The following is a 13,826-nucleotide window of genomic DNA, read 5'->3' on the forward strand; positions in this document are numbered from 1 at the left end:
GTCAGTCCCAGTCCAATCCGCCGCGGCGCCACACATAGGCGTACGCCACGAACACCGTCAGCAGGAACAGGCCCATCTCCGCGAGGCCGAACCATCCCATCGCGTCGAACCTGACGGCCCACGGGTAGAGAAAGATGATCTCGATGTCGAAGATGATGAAGAGCATCGCGGTGATGTAGTACTTCACCGGGAAGCGACCGCCCAGCGCCTGTGGCGTGGCCTCGATCCCACACTCGTAGGGATCCGCCTTGGCTTGGTTGGCGCGGCTCGGTCCGACGACCGAGCTCATGATCACCGAACCGACCGCGAAGAGCGTCGCCAGTCCCGCCAACGCGAGCACCGGCACGTAGAGCTCCATCTCGCCTCCTACCCTGAGCGGCCCACCCCTTCTTGAGACTTTGTGAATAGAATCACAATGTGGGCCAACTCACATCCTGCCACTCCTGTGACGGAATGCAAGTGGGTTGCCGAAATGGCGCGCGCACTTTCTCGCCATGGCGGGAAAGTGCCTCAGCATCCGGCGGCAAACGCTTGCAGAACCACGCCATGGCGGGGTTGTGGCGGGTCAGACTTCGGTGCTGACGGCCGGCGTCGGCGTGTCGAGGAAGGCCCGGGGGATCACGACGATCCGCTTCTCGACGTCGATCAGCTGAGCGGGACTCCCGTCGGCGTTCGTCTGCATCACTTCGTACGTCACGGTGTGCGCGGTCATCCGCCGCTGCCTGAGCCACCCCCGATGCCAGGCGACGCTCCCCCACGGTCCCTGGATCTCGAGCGACTCACCGACGGAGCCGGTGACGGTCGCGCCGACCGGATACATTCCCGACATCCGGCCCTCGCCGGAAAGCAGCCAGATGAGCGGGTTGCACAGGATCACCACTACCAGGAAGGCAGCCATCCTGTAGGAGCCACCGGCAAGATGGACCGCGATGTTGAGGGCGATGGCAACCGGGACCAACCACGCCACGATGCCGAACGGCGCCGTGATGCCGAACCGCGTCCACAGCCTTGCCCGGATGAGCCGCCGCCTCAGGGCACGGTCGACGACGGTCGGCTCCCCAGCCAGCGGAACCTCCACGGACTCCCGGCCTGCTCTCTGTGCCAGCTCGTGTCTGATGTCCGGCCCGATGAGCTGGGCCGGGAAGTCGATCGACCGCGCCAGCTCATCCGGCCCGGCCGGTAGATACGCCGGTACGGCCAACGTCCTAGCGCCCTCCTGCCGACACCGCACAAGCACCGGCCCCGCCTCGACCTGCGTCAGCCGCGACCAGGGGTAGAAGGTGAGTCGGCTGGGCGTGCGCACGCCCAATCCGCTCTCCGTCGTCCATGCGACGAGAGTGGCTCCGACAGGAAGTTCGCGCTTCACGCGGCGAGGGACTATCCACAGCGGCAGCGTGAGCGCCGAGCAGGCGATCCCGAAGGTCAAGATCATCACCAGAGCGACAGCATCGCTGAGCGGATCAAGCCCCAGATCACGCGACCCGAACCAGCCGGAGCCGGTCATCAGCGCTGGCAGAACCAGCCCCAGGACCCAGTAGGACCAGCTTCGCAGCCGCAATCTCACCATCGCCCATTTGAGCCGACGCTGATCATCGAGGGTGACGGTCCAGAACGTCACCGATCCCGGCACCACATCCACGTCCACGAGCGGCTCCCCTCAGCGTCCTCGCGGCCCAAAGTCGCCGCAGCGTAACGGATACCGGGGAGGGAATGTGGGCAAACTCGGGACGGGTCCCCGTCAGTCGGGATCCGAGGCGAATCCAGCCAGGCAGGAATCCGCCAAGTCGGCCCGTACTCACCCAAGATCTCGCCGAGTCGGCTCGTCATGACGAGCCGACTCGGCCTGATTTCGCGTCAGGATGCGCCGACTCGGCGGGATCGGGGTCAGTCGGGGTCGGGGCGGATCCAGCCCTTGGCGAGGCCCGCGCGGACGATGGCGTCGGTGGCTTCGCCGAGAGTCGTGCTCGCCGCGACGACGCCGGCCTCACGGGCCCGGACCCTGGACTCGGTGGCACCGGGCATGCTCCAGGTGCCGCCGCGGTTGAGCCAGTTGAGGAGCATCGGCTCGAGGCGGTCCATCGCCTTGCAGAAGCGCGCCTCGGGGGTCTGAGCTGCCTCGAACTCGTCCCACAGGGCGCGGATCTCACTGGCCTGGTCCGGCGGCAGCATCGTGAAGAGCCGCTCGGCGGCAGCGATCTCGCGCTCGACCTGGTCGACGACCGCGGCGGCGTCGAAGACCGGGCTGTCCCCGGCGTAGATCTCGACCATGTCGTGGATGATCACGAGCTTGATCGCGTGCCCGACGTCGATCGGCTCGTCGGCGTACTCGGCGAGCAGCAGCACCATCAGCGCCAGGTGCCAGGAGTGCTCGGCGTCGTTCTCACGCCGGTCGGCCGCGGCCAGCGGCGAGGCGCGCAGGATCGTCTTCAGCTTGTCGGCCTCGGCGATGAACTCCAGCTGAGCCCGCAGCCGGCCGCCGATCTCGTCCGGGAGCGGGTTCAGGTCGATGATCAGGTCGTCGGTCGAGTCATCCATGCGTCGACCTTCGCATGCTGCGTACGTCTGGAGAAACTCACTTCTCGTCGAGAATCGCCCGCGGCACGACCACCCAGGTCGGACCCGACTTGAAGGCGATCGCGTGCTTCGTTGTGGCGACCAGCTTGAGCTTGGACCGGTGGATCGACGTACGGCCCCAGGGACCGTGGAGGACCAGGCTCTCCCCCATATGACCACGGATGGTCGACCCGACCGGATAGCTGCCGATCGTCGGAGCAACCACTGTGAGAACGACAGCACCCAAGCCAAGCATCAGCACGCCCACCATCCACATGGTCGGCCAGGGGTCGGAACCAGCCATCGCGAGAAGGACCATGAGCACCATGACCGTGACCAGGAACCAGCCCGTCACGCGGAACTGCCGTGCTGCCGCCAAGCCAAGCGCTATCTGCAGCTGTCGGTCGACTACCACGGAGCGATCACCGGGCACGTCCTCGCGAACGACCGGCTCGGAGTCACCTTCCCCGACCCCCAGAGCCAGGCGCGCTCTCGCCTGCTCACCCAGCACCTGCCCAGCGACCAAGAGGTTCTGCTTCGGCGTCCGCGTCCTTAGATGCGTCGCGACCGGTCCGACGTTCACAGCGGTGATGCGACTCCAGTTGATCTCCATACCGACCCCGGGGCCTTCGAGCCGGTACGCGGTGACATCTGCCCAGGAGCGAAAGGTCTCTCCAAGGGGATAGATCCTCCGCACCCGCCACACCGAGAAGGCGGCGAACACGGCCAGATCCACGAGCAGGAAGACGATCACCACGGCCGGATAGACGTCAAGAACCACCACCGCACCGATGACGACTCCCACAGCCCCGCACAGCACCAACAAGATCGAGGGCTGCCGCCACCACCACAACCAGTACGCGCGGAGGAACCTGCGCCGCTCCTCGGAGGTCACCGTCCAGGTGGCATCCGGGACGTCGATCGTGTCAGTCATGACGGCGCATCATGCCGCAACGCCGCACGGGTCGACAGGCGAGGGGTCAGCGAACGGGGAGGGCGGGTACGGCGCGCTTGGAACGGCTCACGTAGGCCGATCCCTCCGGGCCGACGACGACGTAGGAGTCGCCCAGCCGGGAGTTGTACTCCAAGTGGGCGCGACCCCAGAACATCCCGATCCGGATGCCGCCGTACATCCCCGGGGCGGTGAACCAGGCCTCGTCGGGGCCGCCCTCCTCGGAGATGAGCCGTACGTCGAACGTACGCAGCTGGTTCTCGCCGCGGAACTCGGCGGTCAGCTCCGCGAGCGTCGTGTTCACGTGGAGGTTGACGTTCTCGAGGTTGTCGCCGAGCGGGGTGCCGGGGCGGAAGTAGGGGTCGAGCATGTCGAGCAGGTGGTCGTGACCGCGTCGCTGGGCGAGCTGGTAGGGCGTCTCGCCATGGGCAGTGGGGAGCGAACGGACCCCACCCAGCGAGAGCAGCTCCTGGACGGTCTCCCGCGGGGCACCGAGGTAGGCGGCGTGGTGGAGCGGCGTGAACATCGACTCACCGCCGATCTTCCAGGTGTTGACGCCGACGGTGTAGTCGTTGCGCACCTGCGAGAGCGCGCGACGCCAGTCACCCTGTGCGGCCGCGTCGGTGAGTGAGTCCCTGGCCTTGACCGCTGCGGGCCCGTAGGCCTCGCGAGGCATCAAGATGCCGTCCCATGGCAACGTCGTGGTCATAGTTGAACTTTCGCAGAGATCAAGCGGTTGCGTGATGAAGTGCGACGATTCCACCCGAGAGGTTCGTCCAGGTCGGAGCCTGCCAACCCGCTGCGGAGAGCATGGCGGCGAGGCCTGCCTGGTCGGGCCATGCACGGATGGACTCGGCGAGGTAGACGTAGGCGTCCGGGGAGGACGATACCGCCCGAGCGACCGGCGGCAAGGCCTTCATCAGGTATTCCACGTAGACCGTCCGGAAGGGCTTCCAGGTCGGGTGCGAGAACTCGCAGACCACGATCCGACCGCCGGGGCGGGTCACCCGGCGCAGCTCACGCAGACCCGCCGCCGGGTCGACGATGTTGCGCAGGCCGAACGAGATCGTCACCGCGTCGAACGTCGAGTCGCGGTAGGGCAGCTTGGTGCCGTCGCCGGCCGTGAACGGCAGGTGGGGCTTGGCCTTCTTGCCGACCTGGAGCATCCCGATGGAGAAGTCGGTCGGGACCACCTCGGCACCCGCGTCCAGGAACGGCTGGGACGAAGTGCCGGTGCCGGCGGCGAGGTCGAGCACGAGCTCGCCCGGCTTCGGGTCGACGGCCTTGATGACCTCGCGTCGCCAGCGTCGGTCCTGGCCGAGGGAGAGCACGTCGTTGGTCACGTCGTAGCGCTTGGCCACGGCGTCGAACATCCGACGTACCTCGCCGGGCTGCTTGTCCAGATCTGCTCGGGTCACGGGCTGATTCTGTCTCGGTCTGCGTCCGGGACCGAACTCAGGCGAGCTTCTCGAAGATCTCGTCGGCGTACTTCGCCGCGTCCTTCTTCGAGGCAGCGGTCGCCTGGACGGTCAGGTCGTTGGACGCGTGCGAGCACGTCGCCTGGGTCTGACCGGTCTGCTGGTCGGCGCTGGAGTAGCAGACGTTGTCGCCCACCTTGGAGACCTCGCCACCGCCGTAGTAGGCGCTGCCGTCACCGGCGAAGGCGCGGATCATCACGGACTTCTTCATGTCCTTGGTGATGTAGGTGCGCGAAGCCATCGAGAACCCGAGGGCGTCGGAAACGTTGCGGTCCTCCGTCTTCGAGCTGGCGGCGTTCTGCTTGATGAACAGGTCCAGCTGCTCCTCGGACGCGCCCTGCTTCTTGATCACGTCGAGGTCGTAGGAGGACTTCTGGTCCGCCGGCTTGTAGCCGCCCGACAGCGTCTCCGGAAGCGTGATCTTCACGCCCGAGTGGGATTCGGAGTCGCCAACCCACCGTGGCAGGCCAACGCCCAGCACGACGAAGAGGGCCAAGGCGATGATGCCGAGGGTGATGCCGTTCTCTGCGATGAACGACTGCTCTTTGTTGGTACTCACGCCAGCGCACGCTACAACCCACATGGTCATATATGGCAACCCGGGGCGGATGCCATACATCACTTCGACTCGTCCTCGCCGACACCACGCCGATACCCTGGGCGTGTGAACGAGTCTGAGCAGCCGTCCCTGGTAGCCACCACCGTGGCACTCGATGCCGGGTCGGAGACGCTCGACGACCTGCTCGCGCTGCTGCCCGCCCGCCGGCGCGTTCTGTCCTGGGTCCGCCACGGCGAGGGCCTGGTCGGCTGGGGCACCGCCGCCGAGATCCGTACGTCCGGACCGGAGCGGTTCGCGCACGCGACCAAGTGGTTCGAGGAGCTGGCGGCGGTCTCCACGGTCTCCGATCCCGTGCGCGAGCCCGGCACCGGCCTGGTCGGCTTCGGCTCCTTCGCCTTCTCGGACCTGCCGGGATTCTCCGTCCTCAAGGTGCCTGCGGTCATCGTGGGCAAGCGCGGCGACACGGCCTGGGTGACCACCGTCGGCCCGGCCGCCACACCACCCCCCGACCTGACTCCGATGCCGGAGCCGGAGGCGCCGCGCGACGTCGTCTTCGCCGATGCGTACGTCGACGGCGAGCACTGGATGCGGATCGTCGCCGACGCCGTCGCCCGGCTCCAGGACGGAGACCTCGACAAGGTCGTCCTGGCCCGCGATCTGCTGGCCGCGGCCAGCGCCCCGATCGACATCCGCGCCGTGCTGCGGCGGTTGGCCGCTGCGTACCCGACCTGTTGGACGTTCCACGTCGACGACCTCTTCGGCGCGACCCCCGAGCTGCTCGTACGCCGCGAGCGCGGCCTGGTCACCTCCCGCGTGCTCGCCGGCACGATCTGGCCCACCGGCGAGGAGAACCTCGACCACGCCCTCGCCGCGTCGCTCGCCGAGTCCTCGAAGAACCTCGAGGAGCACGAGTACGCCGCCAGGTCGGTCGCCGACGCACTGGAGCCGCACTGCTCGTCGATGAACGTGCCCGACGCACCCTTCGTGCTCAAGCTCCCCAACGTGATGCACCTGGCCACCGACATCACCGGCGTGGCCAGCGACGGGGTCAGCTCGCTCGATCTGGCCGCCGCGCTGCACCCCTCGGCCGCCGTCGGCGGCACGCCCCGCGAGGACGCCGTCGCACTCATCGCCGAGATCGAGTCGATGGAGCGCGCCCGCTACGCCGGTCCGGTCGGCTGGATGGACGCCACCGGCGACGGCGAGTGGGGCATCGCGCTGCGTACGGCCGAGATGATCGACGACCGCACCGCCCGCCTCTTCGCCGGCTGCGGCATCGTGGCGAGCTCCGACCCGGAGACCGAGCTGGCCGAGACCCAGGCCAAGTTCGTCCCGATTCGGGACGCGCTGTCTTAACCTCCGTTCATGGAGAACTCGGACGGCCTCATCCGCACTGCCCTGCGTGAAGGAGAGGAGACCGCCGACCGGCTGGCACGTACGCAGCTGCTCACGATCCCGTTCCTGATCGTCGCGATGATCTCGGTGCCGGCCTTCCGGATCGTCCACGACGACGGCGAGGAAGGCGACAGCTACGGCTTCTGGTCGGCGATCGCGTGGTTGGGCGACCGCCCCGACGACGCCCCGGGCGCGTACAAGCTGTTGGTGGTCGCTGCGGTGCTGACGATCCTCTTCGCCGTGGCGGCCGCGGCGATGGGCCTCTACCTCGCCTACTCCCGGAGCAACCGTCCCGGGATCGAGACGGGGATCGTGATCGTGGCGGGGGCGCTACCGAGCGCCATCGCGATGATCGGCGTCGTGGCCCTGCCGGACGGCTCCGCGGTGCGGATGGGCTGGGGCGTACTCCTTCCGGTCTTTCTCGGCCTGTGGCTGGCCAACATGGTCCGCTCCGACGTCTAACCCGGCCGCGATAGATTCGGCGGCATGAGGATCACGAAGTTCGGCCATGCCTGTGTCCGGATCGAGCACGACGGGGCGGTGGTCGTCGTCGACCCCGGTGTGTTCACCCAGCCCGAGGCGCTGGATGGCGCGACGGCGGTGCTGATCACCCACGAGCACCCCGACCACTACAACCCGGCCCTCCTGGAGGGCAGCGACGCCCCGATCTACACGATCGGCGCGGTCGCGGCGCAGATCCAGAAGGGCGCCCCCGCGGTCCACGAGCGGACCACGGTGGTGAAGCCGGGCGAGTCGTTCGACGCCGGGCTCCCGGTCACCGCGATCAACGAGAAGCACGCGGTCATCCACGCCGACCTGCCCCACTTCGACAACTCGGGCTACCTGATCCAGGCCGGAGACACCAAGATCTTCCACCCGGGCGACGCGCTCGACGGCCCCGGCCAGGCCGTGGACGTACTCTTCCTGCCGGTCTCCGCACCGTGGGCGCGCTCGGGCGAGCTGATCGACTTCGCCCGCTCCGTCGGTGCCTCCCAGACCGTCGCGATCCACGACCGGGTCTACTCCGAGGCCGGCTCAGGCATCTTCGACACCCAGGCGGCAGCGCTGATCCCGGCCGAGCGCGGCTACGTACGGCTCGCGGACGGGGCCGACCTCTGATGGCCCTCGTCGCAGTCCTTTACGCCTACAACGACCTTCCTGACGTACGCGCCGAGCATCTCGACGCACATCGTGGGTTCCTGGCGAGCCAGGACAACCTGGTCCTCTCCGGCCCGACCTCCGACGGCGGCGGCCTGCTCGTCTTCGAGGGCGACGCCGCCACGGTCGAGGCGGCCGTGGACGAGGACCCGTTCCTCGCGGTCGGGCTGATCAAGGAGCGTCGCGTCTTCGAGTGGACCCCGGTCCTCGGTTCCTGGAAGACCCAGCTGGGCCTGTGAGGACCGGGGGTCCGCCCCCGACGAAGAATCACCCCAGGGCGAGCGCCTGCAGGCGTTCGTACGCGCCGTTGAAGGTGTTCTGGTCCAGCGGTGACGAGGTGTACTGCCAGAACGTGTAGTAGCCCCAGCCTGCGGGCAGGGTGCCCGGCGTACTGGCGTAGCGCGCGATCCAGAGCGGGTGGGCGCTGGCGAACTGTGAGGTGTTGCCGGTGCAGGTCGTCCACCAGTCGGTGGTCGTGTAGATGACCGCGTCACGCCCGGTGCGGGCGCGGTAGCGGTCCAGGAACGCCGCGATCCACGAGCGCATCGACGCCTGGGAGAGGCCGTAGCAGGTGCCGCCGCTGTAGGGGTTGTACTCGATGTCGAGCACCCCGGGAAGGGTCTTCCCGTCGGCCGACCAGCCGCCGCCGTTGTTGACGAAGTAGTCGGCCTGCGCCGCGCCGCCCGAGTCGGCCGGGTTGGCGAAGTGGTAGGCGCCGCGGATGAAGCCCTGGTTGTAGGAGCCGTTGTACTGCTGCGGGAAGTAGGTGCTGTTCCGGTAGTAGGTGCCCTCGGTCGCCTTGATGTAGGCGAACCGCTTCCCCTGACCCCACCAGTAGGCCCAGTCGACGTTGCCCTGATGGCCGGAGACGTCGATGCCGCTCACGGTCGCCTGCGCGGTGATCGGGGCGTCGTTGGCGGTGCCGCCCGTGGCGTTCGAGCCGGGCGTCGACCAGCCGACATACGCGCCGTGCTCCATCGTGACACCGTGCGACCTCGCCTTCTGGGTGAGATGGCGGTCGTCCTTCTCGGCGGCGCCGGCGGACTGGGTCGGGGAGAGGGAGAGGGCGAGGAGGAGACCGGCGGCAATCGCGGTCATTCTCATGGATCTGCGGCGCGAAGGACTCATGGGCTGGGCCTTTCCCGAGGAGGAGACATGCACTGAGAAGCGTCGTGACTGGGAAACATGGTGCCGCAACCGATGTCCCCCGGGGAATGGTTTCCGGTAAGCAAGTTACTCAACCAAACGGTTGACAATCGTCGAGCGAGGAGTCTAGCCTCGTTATCAACCAAATGGTTGAGGAGTACGAGATGAGCGAGGACAGACTCTCCCGAGTCTTTGCGGCCCTGGCGGACCCGACCCGGCGCGACCTGGTCGCCCGGCTCTCGTCCGCCGACGCGACGGTCGGCGAGCTGGCGGCGCCCTATGACGTCAGCCTCCAGGCGGTCTCCAAGCACCTCAAGGTGCTCGAGGACGCCGGCCTGGTGACCCGGGAGTCGCGCCGCGCCCCCGTACGTCTCGAAGCGGAGGTGTTCGACCTCATGACCAAGTGGATCGAGAGATATCAGCAGCAGGCCGAGGAGCGCTACCAGCGCTTGGACGCACTGCTGGCCGAGATGCAGGAAAGCACGCCATCACGAGAATCAACACGAGCAGAGGACGCATCATGACCACCACGAAGCACGAGACCACGATCGAGGCCTCCAAGGAGACCCCGACGATCACCATCGTCCGCGAGTTCGACGCTCCCCCGGAGCTCGTCTTCCGCGCCCACGCCGAGAAGGAGCTGTACGCCAAGTGGCTCGGCCCGCGCGACGTCGGCATGCACATCACCACCTGGGACTTCCGCACCGGCGGCTCCTGGGCCTACTCCGCAGAGCGCGACGGTGACGAGTTCACCCAGTTCTTCGGGAGCTTCCACGAGGTGCGTGAGAACGAGCGCATCGTGCAGACCTTCACCTGGCGCGGCGCCCCCGACGGAGCCTCGCTGGAGTACCTCACCCTCGAGCCGCTCCCCGGCGGCCGCACCCGACTGACCGGCCTCAGCGTCGTGGAGTCCTTCGAGACGCAGGCCGCGATCATGGCCAGCGGCATGGAGAAGGGCGTCCTCCAGGGCTACGAGCAGCTCGACGAGCTCCTCGCGGAGCTCTCGTGAGCTCCCCCGATCTGAGCAGGCGCGAGCAGCACGCGTACGACGCTGCCCGGTTCGCCGAGATCGTCGGCTCCGCCGCCCCCGAGGACTGGGCCCGCCCCAGCCCGGTGGCGGCGTGGACCGCGCTCGATGTCGTCACTCACCTGGTCGAGTGGCCACGCGACTTCCTCCGCGGGTCGGCCGGGGTGGATCTTGCGCCGCTCGACATCGCTGCGGACCCGGTCGCCGCCTGGAAGACCCACACCGCCGACGTCCAAGGGCTCTTCGACGACCCCGCCGGCCGGATGGTCTCCAACCCGCACATGGGCGACAAGCCGCTCGACGTCGCGCTCTCGGAGATCTACACCCCCGACATCTGGATGCACTCCTGGGACCTGTCCCGCGCCCTGGGGCGCGACTTCGACCTCGGTACCGAGCGTGCCGCGGCGATGCTGGCCGCCGCTGCGACCATGGAGGACGCCATGCGTTCCTCGGGTCAGTTCGGCCCTCGCGTCGACGTCCCGGCTGACGCGACTCCGCAGGAGCAGCTCCTCGGCTTCATCGGCCGAGACCCGTACTGGAAACCGTGACATTCAGCAGCACCATGCCTTATCGTTTCTCGATACTATCGAGAAACGATAAGGACGAGAGATGTCGCAGCCCCCGCATGGTTCGAGACCAACGCGCGAACGCGACGCCCTCGCACCGCTGGGGGTCCTGGTCGACGCCATCTTCGCGCTGATCGTCGCGTTCGCCTTCTTCTGCGCAGTGGTCTCCGTCCTTCATCTGTTCGGGAAGGCCGAGAACGCGGGGGTGCTCCGGTTCTCCGACCATGTGTGCGTCGAGGCCGACTCGTTCATGACAGGCTCGGACGGCGATGCAACCGGTGAATCTCTCGCCAAGCCAGGCTCCAGCGTTCAGTCGTCGGGAACGATGTTCTGCACGACCCATCCGAGCTGGGCGATGCAATGGGCCGCATCGATCGGGCCGATCCTCGGCCTGATACTCCTGGGGGGAGGGTGCCTGCTCGCTCGCCGGGCCATCCAGATCGCCCGCCGGGACGGGATCTTCACAGCAGAACCGGCCCGGATGCTGCGCGCCCTCGGATGGTTTCTGATCGGGATGGCGATCATCGGCCCGATCGGCACCGACATCGGCAACGGGATCTTCATCGCTTCTGCCGCTGCGCCCAGGCTCGACCTGACGTGGACCTTGGAAGTCGCAAGCATCGGCGGCCCGGACTGGGCACCGCTCATCCTGGGCATCTGTGCCCTCACCTTCAGTCGCGTGCTGCGCCGCGGCGTCGTGCTGCAGGACGAGGCGGCACTGACCATATGACCGATGACCATCGCGTCACCGTCCACCTCGACTCTCTCCTCGAGGAGCGCGGCATGACCCTCACCGAGCTCGCCGACCGCATCGGGATCACGCTGGCCAACGCATCGATCCTCAAGAACGGCCGGGCGCGGGCGATCCGGTTCTCGACGCTCACCGCGATATGCGACGTACTCGAATGTCAGCCCGGCGACATCCTGCGAGTGAACTGACCTCAGGACAGCGTCAGCGAGCCGACGCCGGAGGTGTAGTGGGTCGCGTACGTCAGCTGGACCGGCTCCGCGCCGGGTGAGAGCAGGATCGTGGCGGCCTGCTGGATGTAGTCGCCCTCGACGTGGACGCTGACGTGGCATGCGCGCTCGGCGGGGATCTCGAAGGACACGGTGCCCCAGTAGACGACGTACTGCCGGCCGTCGATGCTCGCGATCGGTGGCAGCTTGCCCGGGTTGTTCGCCAGCATCTTGTTTCCGCTGGTCAGGTGGAGCACCAGGATGCGCTTCGCGCCGGTGTAGTACTCGACGTAGGGCACCACGCCCGGCCACTGTGGCTGTTCGGTCACGGGCACACACTGTGCCATGGCCGATCGGGTCAGCGGCTCAGGAACGGGCGAGCGCGCGGATCGCCAGGTCGAGCTCTCGACGGCCGTCCCGGGAGACCACCGCCTCGACGACCTCGATGCCGCCGTTCGGGGAGGCGAGAGCGGCCTCGAGCTCGGGCACGGAGGTGACCGCGAGGTGCGGGATGCGGTGGGCGGCGCAGAGGGCCTCCAGCGAGGTCCCGTGCGGGGTGCCGAAGAGGCGCTCGAAGCTGTCGGCGTACTCGTCGGCGCCCTGCTCGAGAGAGGCGAAGATCGAGCCGCCGTCGTCGTTGGCGACGACGATGGTGAGGTCCGGACGGACCTCCTCGGGACCGAGCAGGAGACCGCCGGCGTCGTGCAGGAACGTGACGTCGCCCATGAGTGCGAGCGCGCGCGTCGAGGACTCGCGGCCGACCGCAGCACCGATGGCGGTGGAGACGATGCCGTCGATGCCTGCCAGGCCACGGTTGGCCAGCACCTTCCGGCGCCCGCCGACGCGGTAGGGCCGCATCATCAGGTCCAGGTCGCGTACGGGATTCGAGGGGCCGAGCATCAGCAGCCCACCGTCGGGCAGGGCGCGGGCGACACAGCCGGCGACGTCGTACGCCGTCATCTGCTGCTGCTCGTGGAGCAGCCGGTCCACCTGACGACCGAGGTCGCGGTCGGCCTCGCGCCACTCCTCCAGCCACGCCGGGTCGGGCTCACCCTCGACGTGGAGCCGGGTGCGGATCGTGCGGTCGACGCGGAACGGGCGCGCGGGCCAGACCCCCTCGACGGGGGCCGCGATGACCTCGATGTCGGCGCGGGCGAGCAGGTTGGTGACCGGCCGGGAGAGGGTCGGGTGGCCGTAGACGACGACCCGCTCGATCCGTTCGGCGAGCGGTGACTCGAGCAGCAGCCGGTAGAAGCGCAGCGCGTTGTCGCCGGTGCGCGCACCCGAGGAGGGCTCGGCGAGCAGCGGCCAGCCGCCGTCCTGGGCGAGGATCCGCGAGGGCGGGCCGGCGTCGTCACCGGCGACGACGACCGTGCGAGGCGTCCCGGGGCCGGTCGGGATCGACTCGTGGATCATCAGCTCGGGGCGCGGCGGAGCCGGTCGGGCCTCGATGGTCCCCGGCTGCCAGCGGTCGGGCGGGGTCAGCGGGTCGTCGAGCTGGATGTTCCAGTGGACGGGGCCGCGTGCGGAGTCGAGCACCGCGACGTCGTCCGCGTCGGGTGCGTCGACCAGGTCGCGGGTCTCCACCAGCCGGCCGAAGATGCCGACCTGGTCGGTGACCTGGTTGGCGCCCGTCTCCCGGAGCCGCGCCGGCCGGTCGGCCGTGACGACGGCCAGGGGCACCCCGGCGTGAGCGGCCTCGAGCACCGACGGATGCAGGTTGGCGACCGCGGTGCCGGAGGTGCACATCACCGCCGCGCGCGAGCCGACCTTGGTCAGGCCGAGCGCGAAGAAGCCGGCCGAGCGCTCATCGATCCGGGTGTGCAGACGTACCAGCCCCGCTCGCGACGCGTCGAGAACGGCGAACGACAGCGGTGCGTTGCGCGACCCGGGCGCGATGACGATGTCGGTGACACGCGCCTCGAGGAGCGCGGTGACGACCGCCCGGGCGAGCTCAGTAGCTGTTGGCATTCATCCTCCTCGGGGCATTTTCCCGCCATGGCGGGGAAATGCGGCAACCAGGGCGACGGGCACC

Annotated in this window: 19 protein-coding genes; 9 read left to right on the forward strand and 10 right to left on the reverse strand. The window is 68.3% G+C overall.

The features are described 5' to 3' along the window. Position 1 precedes the first annotated feature (1 nt). The 7 genes from ACW14X_RS12170 to ACW14X_RS12200 all read right to left on the reverse strand — a co-directional run bounded on the left by ACW14X_RS12170 (position 2) and on the right by ACW14X_RS12200 (position 5,542). Positions 2-358 carry an NADH-quinone oxidoreductase subunit A gene (locus ACW14X_RS12170; protein ID WP_008356428.1) on the reverse strand — a complete coding sequence of 119 codons (357 nt, stop codon included), beginning with the start codon at positions 356-358 and terminating at the stop codon, positions 2-4. Positions 359-565: 207 nt separating this feature from the next. Beyond that, complete coding sequence (locus ACW14X_RS12175; protein WP_457165755.1) at positions 566-1,645, reverse strand: hypothetical protein; 1,080 nt, start codon at positions 1,643-1,645, stop codon at positions 566-568. A gap of 239 nt (positions 1,646-1,884) precedes the next feature. Continuing rightward, positions 1,885-2,535, reverse strand: coding sequence for an HD domain-containing protein (locus ACW14X_RS12180; protein ID WP_457165756.1), 651 nt, complete (start codon positions 2,533-2,535; stop codon positions 1,885-1,887). Between the two features lie 37 nt (positions 2,536-2,572). Beyond that, complete coding sequence (locus ACW14X_RS12185; protein ID WP_457165757.1) at positions 2,573-3,487, reverse strand: hypothetical protein; 915 nt, start codon at positions 3,485-3,487, stop codon at positions 2,573-2,575. Between the two features lie 46 nt (positions 3,488-3,533). Further along, entirely contained in the window at positions 3,534-4,214 is a 681-nt protein-coding gene (locus ACW14X_RS12190) for an ankyrin repeat domain-containing protein (protein ID WP_350836791.1), read from the reverse strand. A 19-nt stretch (positions 4,215-4,233) separates the two neighbouring features. Beyond that, on the reverse strand, positions 4,234-4,923 hold the full coding sequence (locus ACW14X_RS12195; protein WP_350836793.1) for a demethylmenaquinone methyltransferase: 690 nt from the start codon (positions 4,921-4,923) through the stop codon (positions 4,234-4,236). A gap of 37 nt (positions 4,924-4,960) precedes the next feature. Further along, the gene (locus tag ACW14X_RS12200; protein ID WP_160025686.1) at positions 4,961-5,542 is read right to left on the reverse strand and encodes a hypothetical protein; all 582 of its coding nucleotides are present in this window, start codon (positions 5,540-5,542) and stop codon (positions 4,961-4,963) included. Positions 5,543-5,647: 105 nt separating this feature from the next. Between ACW14X_RS12200 and ACW14X_RS12205 the strand changes: the two genes are divergently transcribed. From ACW14X_RS12205 to ACW14X_RS12220, 4 genes are read left to right on the forward strand one after another with little or no spacing between them, the layout of a single operon-like run. After that, positions 5,648-6,898: an isochorismate synthase gene (locus tag ACW14X_RS12205; protein WP_160025687.1), complete on the forward strand. Its 1,251-nt coding sequence runs from the start codon at positions 5,648-5,650 to the stop codon at positions 6,896-6,898. 9 nt (positions 6,899-6,907) lie between these two features. Next, positions 6,908-7,399, forward strand: coding sequence for a hypothetical protein (locus ACW14X_RS12210; RefSeq protein ID WP_457165758.1), 492 nt, complete (start codon positions 6,908-6,910; stop codon positions 7,397-7,399). A 24-nt stretch (positions 7,400-7,423) separates the two neighbouring features. After that, positions 7,424-8,056 (forward strand): MBL fold metallo-hydrolase, encoded by a 633-nt coding sequence (locus tag ACW14X_RS12215; protein ID WP_457165759.1) that lies wholly within the window; start codon positions 7,424-7,426, stop codon positions 8,054-8,056. Next, entirely contained in the window at positions 8,056-8,334 is a 279-nt protein-coding gene (locus tag ACW14X_RS12220) for a YciI family protein (RefSeq protein ID WP_457165760.1), read from the forward strand. The genes ACW14X_RS12215 and ACW14X_RS12220 overlap by 1 nt, the downstream gene beginning before the upstream one ends. A 28-nt stretch (positions 8,335-8,362) precedes the next feature. On the opposite strand, the gene ACW14X_RS12225 is transcribed toward ACW14X_RS12220, so the two are convergent. After that, entirely contained in the window at positions 8,363-9,193 is an 831-nt protein-coding gene (locus ACW14X_RS12225) for a GH25 family lysozyme (RefSeq protein WP_457165761.1), read from the reverse strand. A gap of 212 nt (positions 9,194-9,405) precedes the next feature. Between ACW14X_RS12225 and ACW14X_RS12230 the strand changes: the two genes are divergently transcribed. The 5 genes from ACW14X_RS12230 to ACW14X_RS12250 all read left to right on the forward strand — a co-directional run bounded on the left by ACW14X_RS12230 (position 9,406) and on the right by ACW14X_RS12250 (position 11,773). Beyond that, positions 9,406-9,765 carry an ArsR/SmtB family transcription factor gene (locus ACW14X_RS12230; RefSeq protein ID WP_457165762.1) on the forward strand — a complete coding sequence of 120 codons (360 nt, stop codon included), beginning with the start codon at positions 9,406-9,408 and terminating at the stop codon, positions 9,763-9,765. Continuing rightward, the gene (locus ACW14X_RS12235; RefSeq protein ID WP_160025693.1) at positions 9,762-10,250 is read left to right on the forward strand and encodes an SRPBCC family protein; all 489 of its coding nucleotides are present in this window, start codon (positions 9,762-9,764) and stop codon (positions 10,248-10,250) included. The genes ACW14X_RS12230 and ACW14X_RS12235 overlap by 4 nt, the downstream gene beginning before the upstream one ends. Then, entirely contained in the window at positions 10,247-10,816 is a 570-nt protein-coding gene (locus tag ACW14X_RS12240; RefSeq protein WP_457165763.1) for a TIGR03086 family metal-binding protein, read from the forward strand. Before ACW14X_RS12235 ends, ACW14X_RS12240 begins: the two co-directional genes overlap by 4 nt. Positions 10,817-10,877: 61 nt before the next feature. Then, positions 10,878-11,564: a DUF2975 domain-containing protein gene (locus ACW14X_RS12245; protein WP_457165764.1), complete on the forward strand. Its 687-nt coding sequence runs from the start codon at positions 10,878-10,880 to the stop codon at positions 11,562-11,564. After that, complete coding sequence (locus ACW14X_RS12250) at positions 11,561-11,773, forward strand: helix-turn-helix domain-containing protein (RefSeq protein ID WP_160025695.1); 213 nt, start codon at positions 11,561-11,563, stop codon at positions 11,771-11,773. The genes ACW14X_RS12245 and ACW14X_RS12250 overlap by 4 nt, the downstream gene beginning before the upstream one ends. A gap of 2 nt (positions 11,774-11,775) precedes the next feature. Here ACW14X_RS12250 and ACW14X_RS12255 read toward each other — a convergent pair whose 3' ends face one another. Next, positions 11,776-12,120, reverse strand: coding sequence for a hypothetical protein (locus ACW14X_RS12255; RefSeq protein ID WP_350836808.1), 345 nt, complete (start codon positions 12,118-12,120; stop codon positions 11,776-11,778). A gap of 37 nt (positions 12,121-12,157) precedes the next feature. Continuing rightward, positions 12,158-13,762 carry a 2-succinyl-5-enolpyruvyl-6-hydroxy-3-cyclohexene-1-carboxylic-acid synthase gene (menD, locus tag ACW14X_RS12260; RefSeq protein ID WP_457165765.1) on the reverse strand — a complete coding sequence of 535 codons (1,605 nt, stop codon included), beginning with the start codon at positions 13,760-13,762 and terminating at the stop codon, positions 12,158-12,160. Positions 13,763-13,826 lie beyond the last annotated feature (64 nt).

This window comes from Nocardioides sp. YJ-D4 (assembly GCF_054031495.1).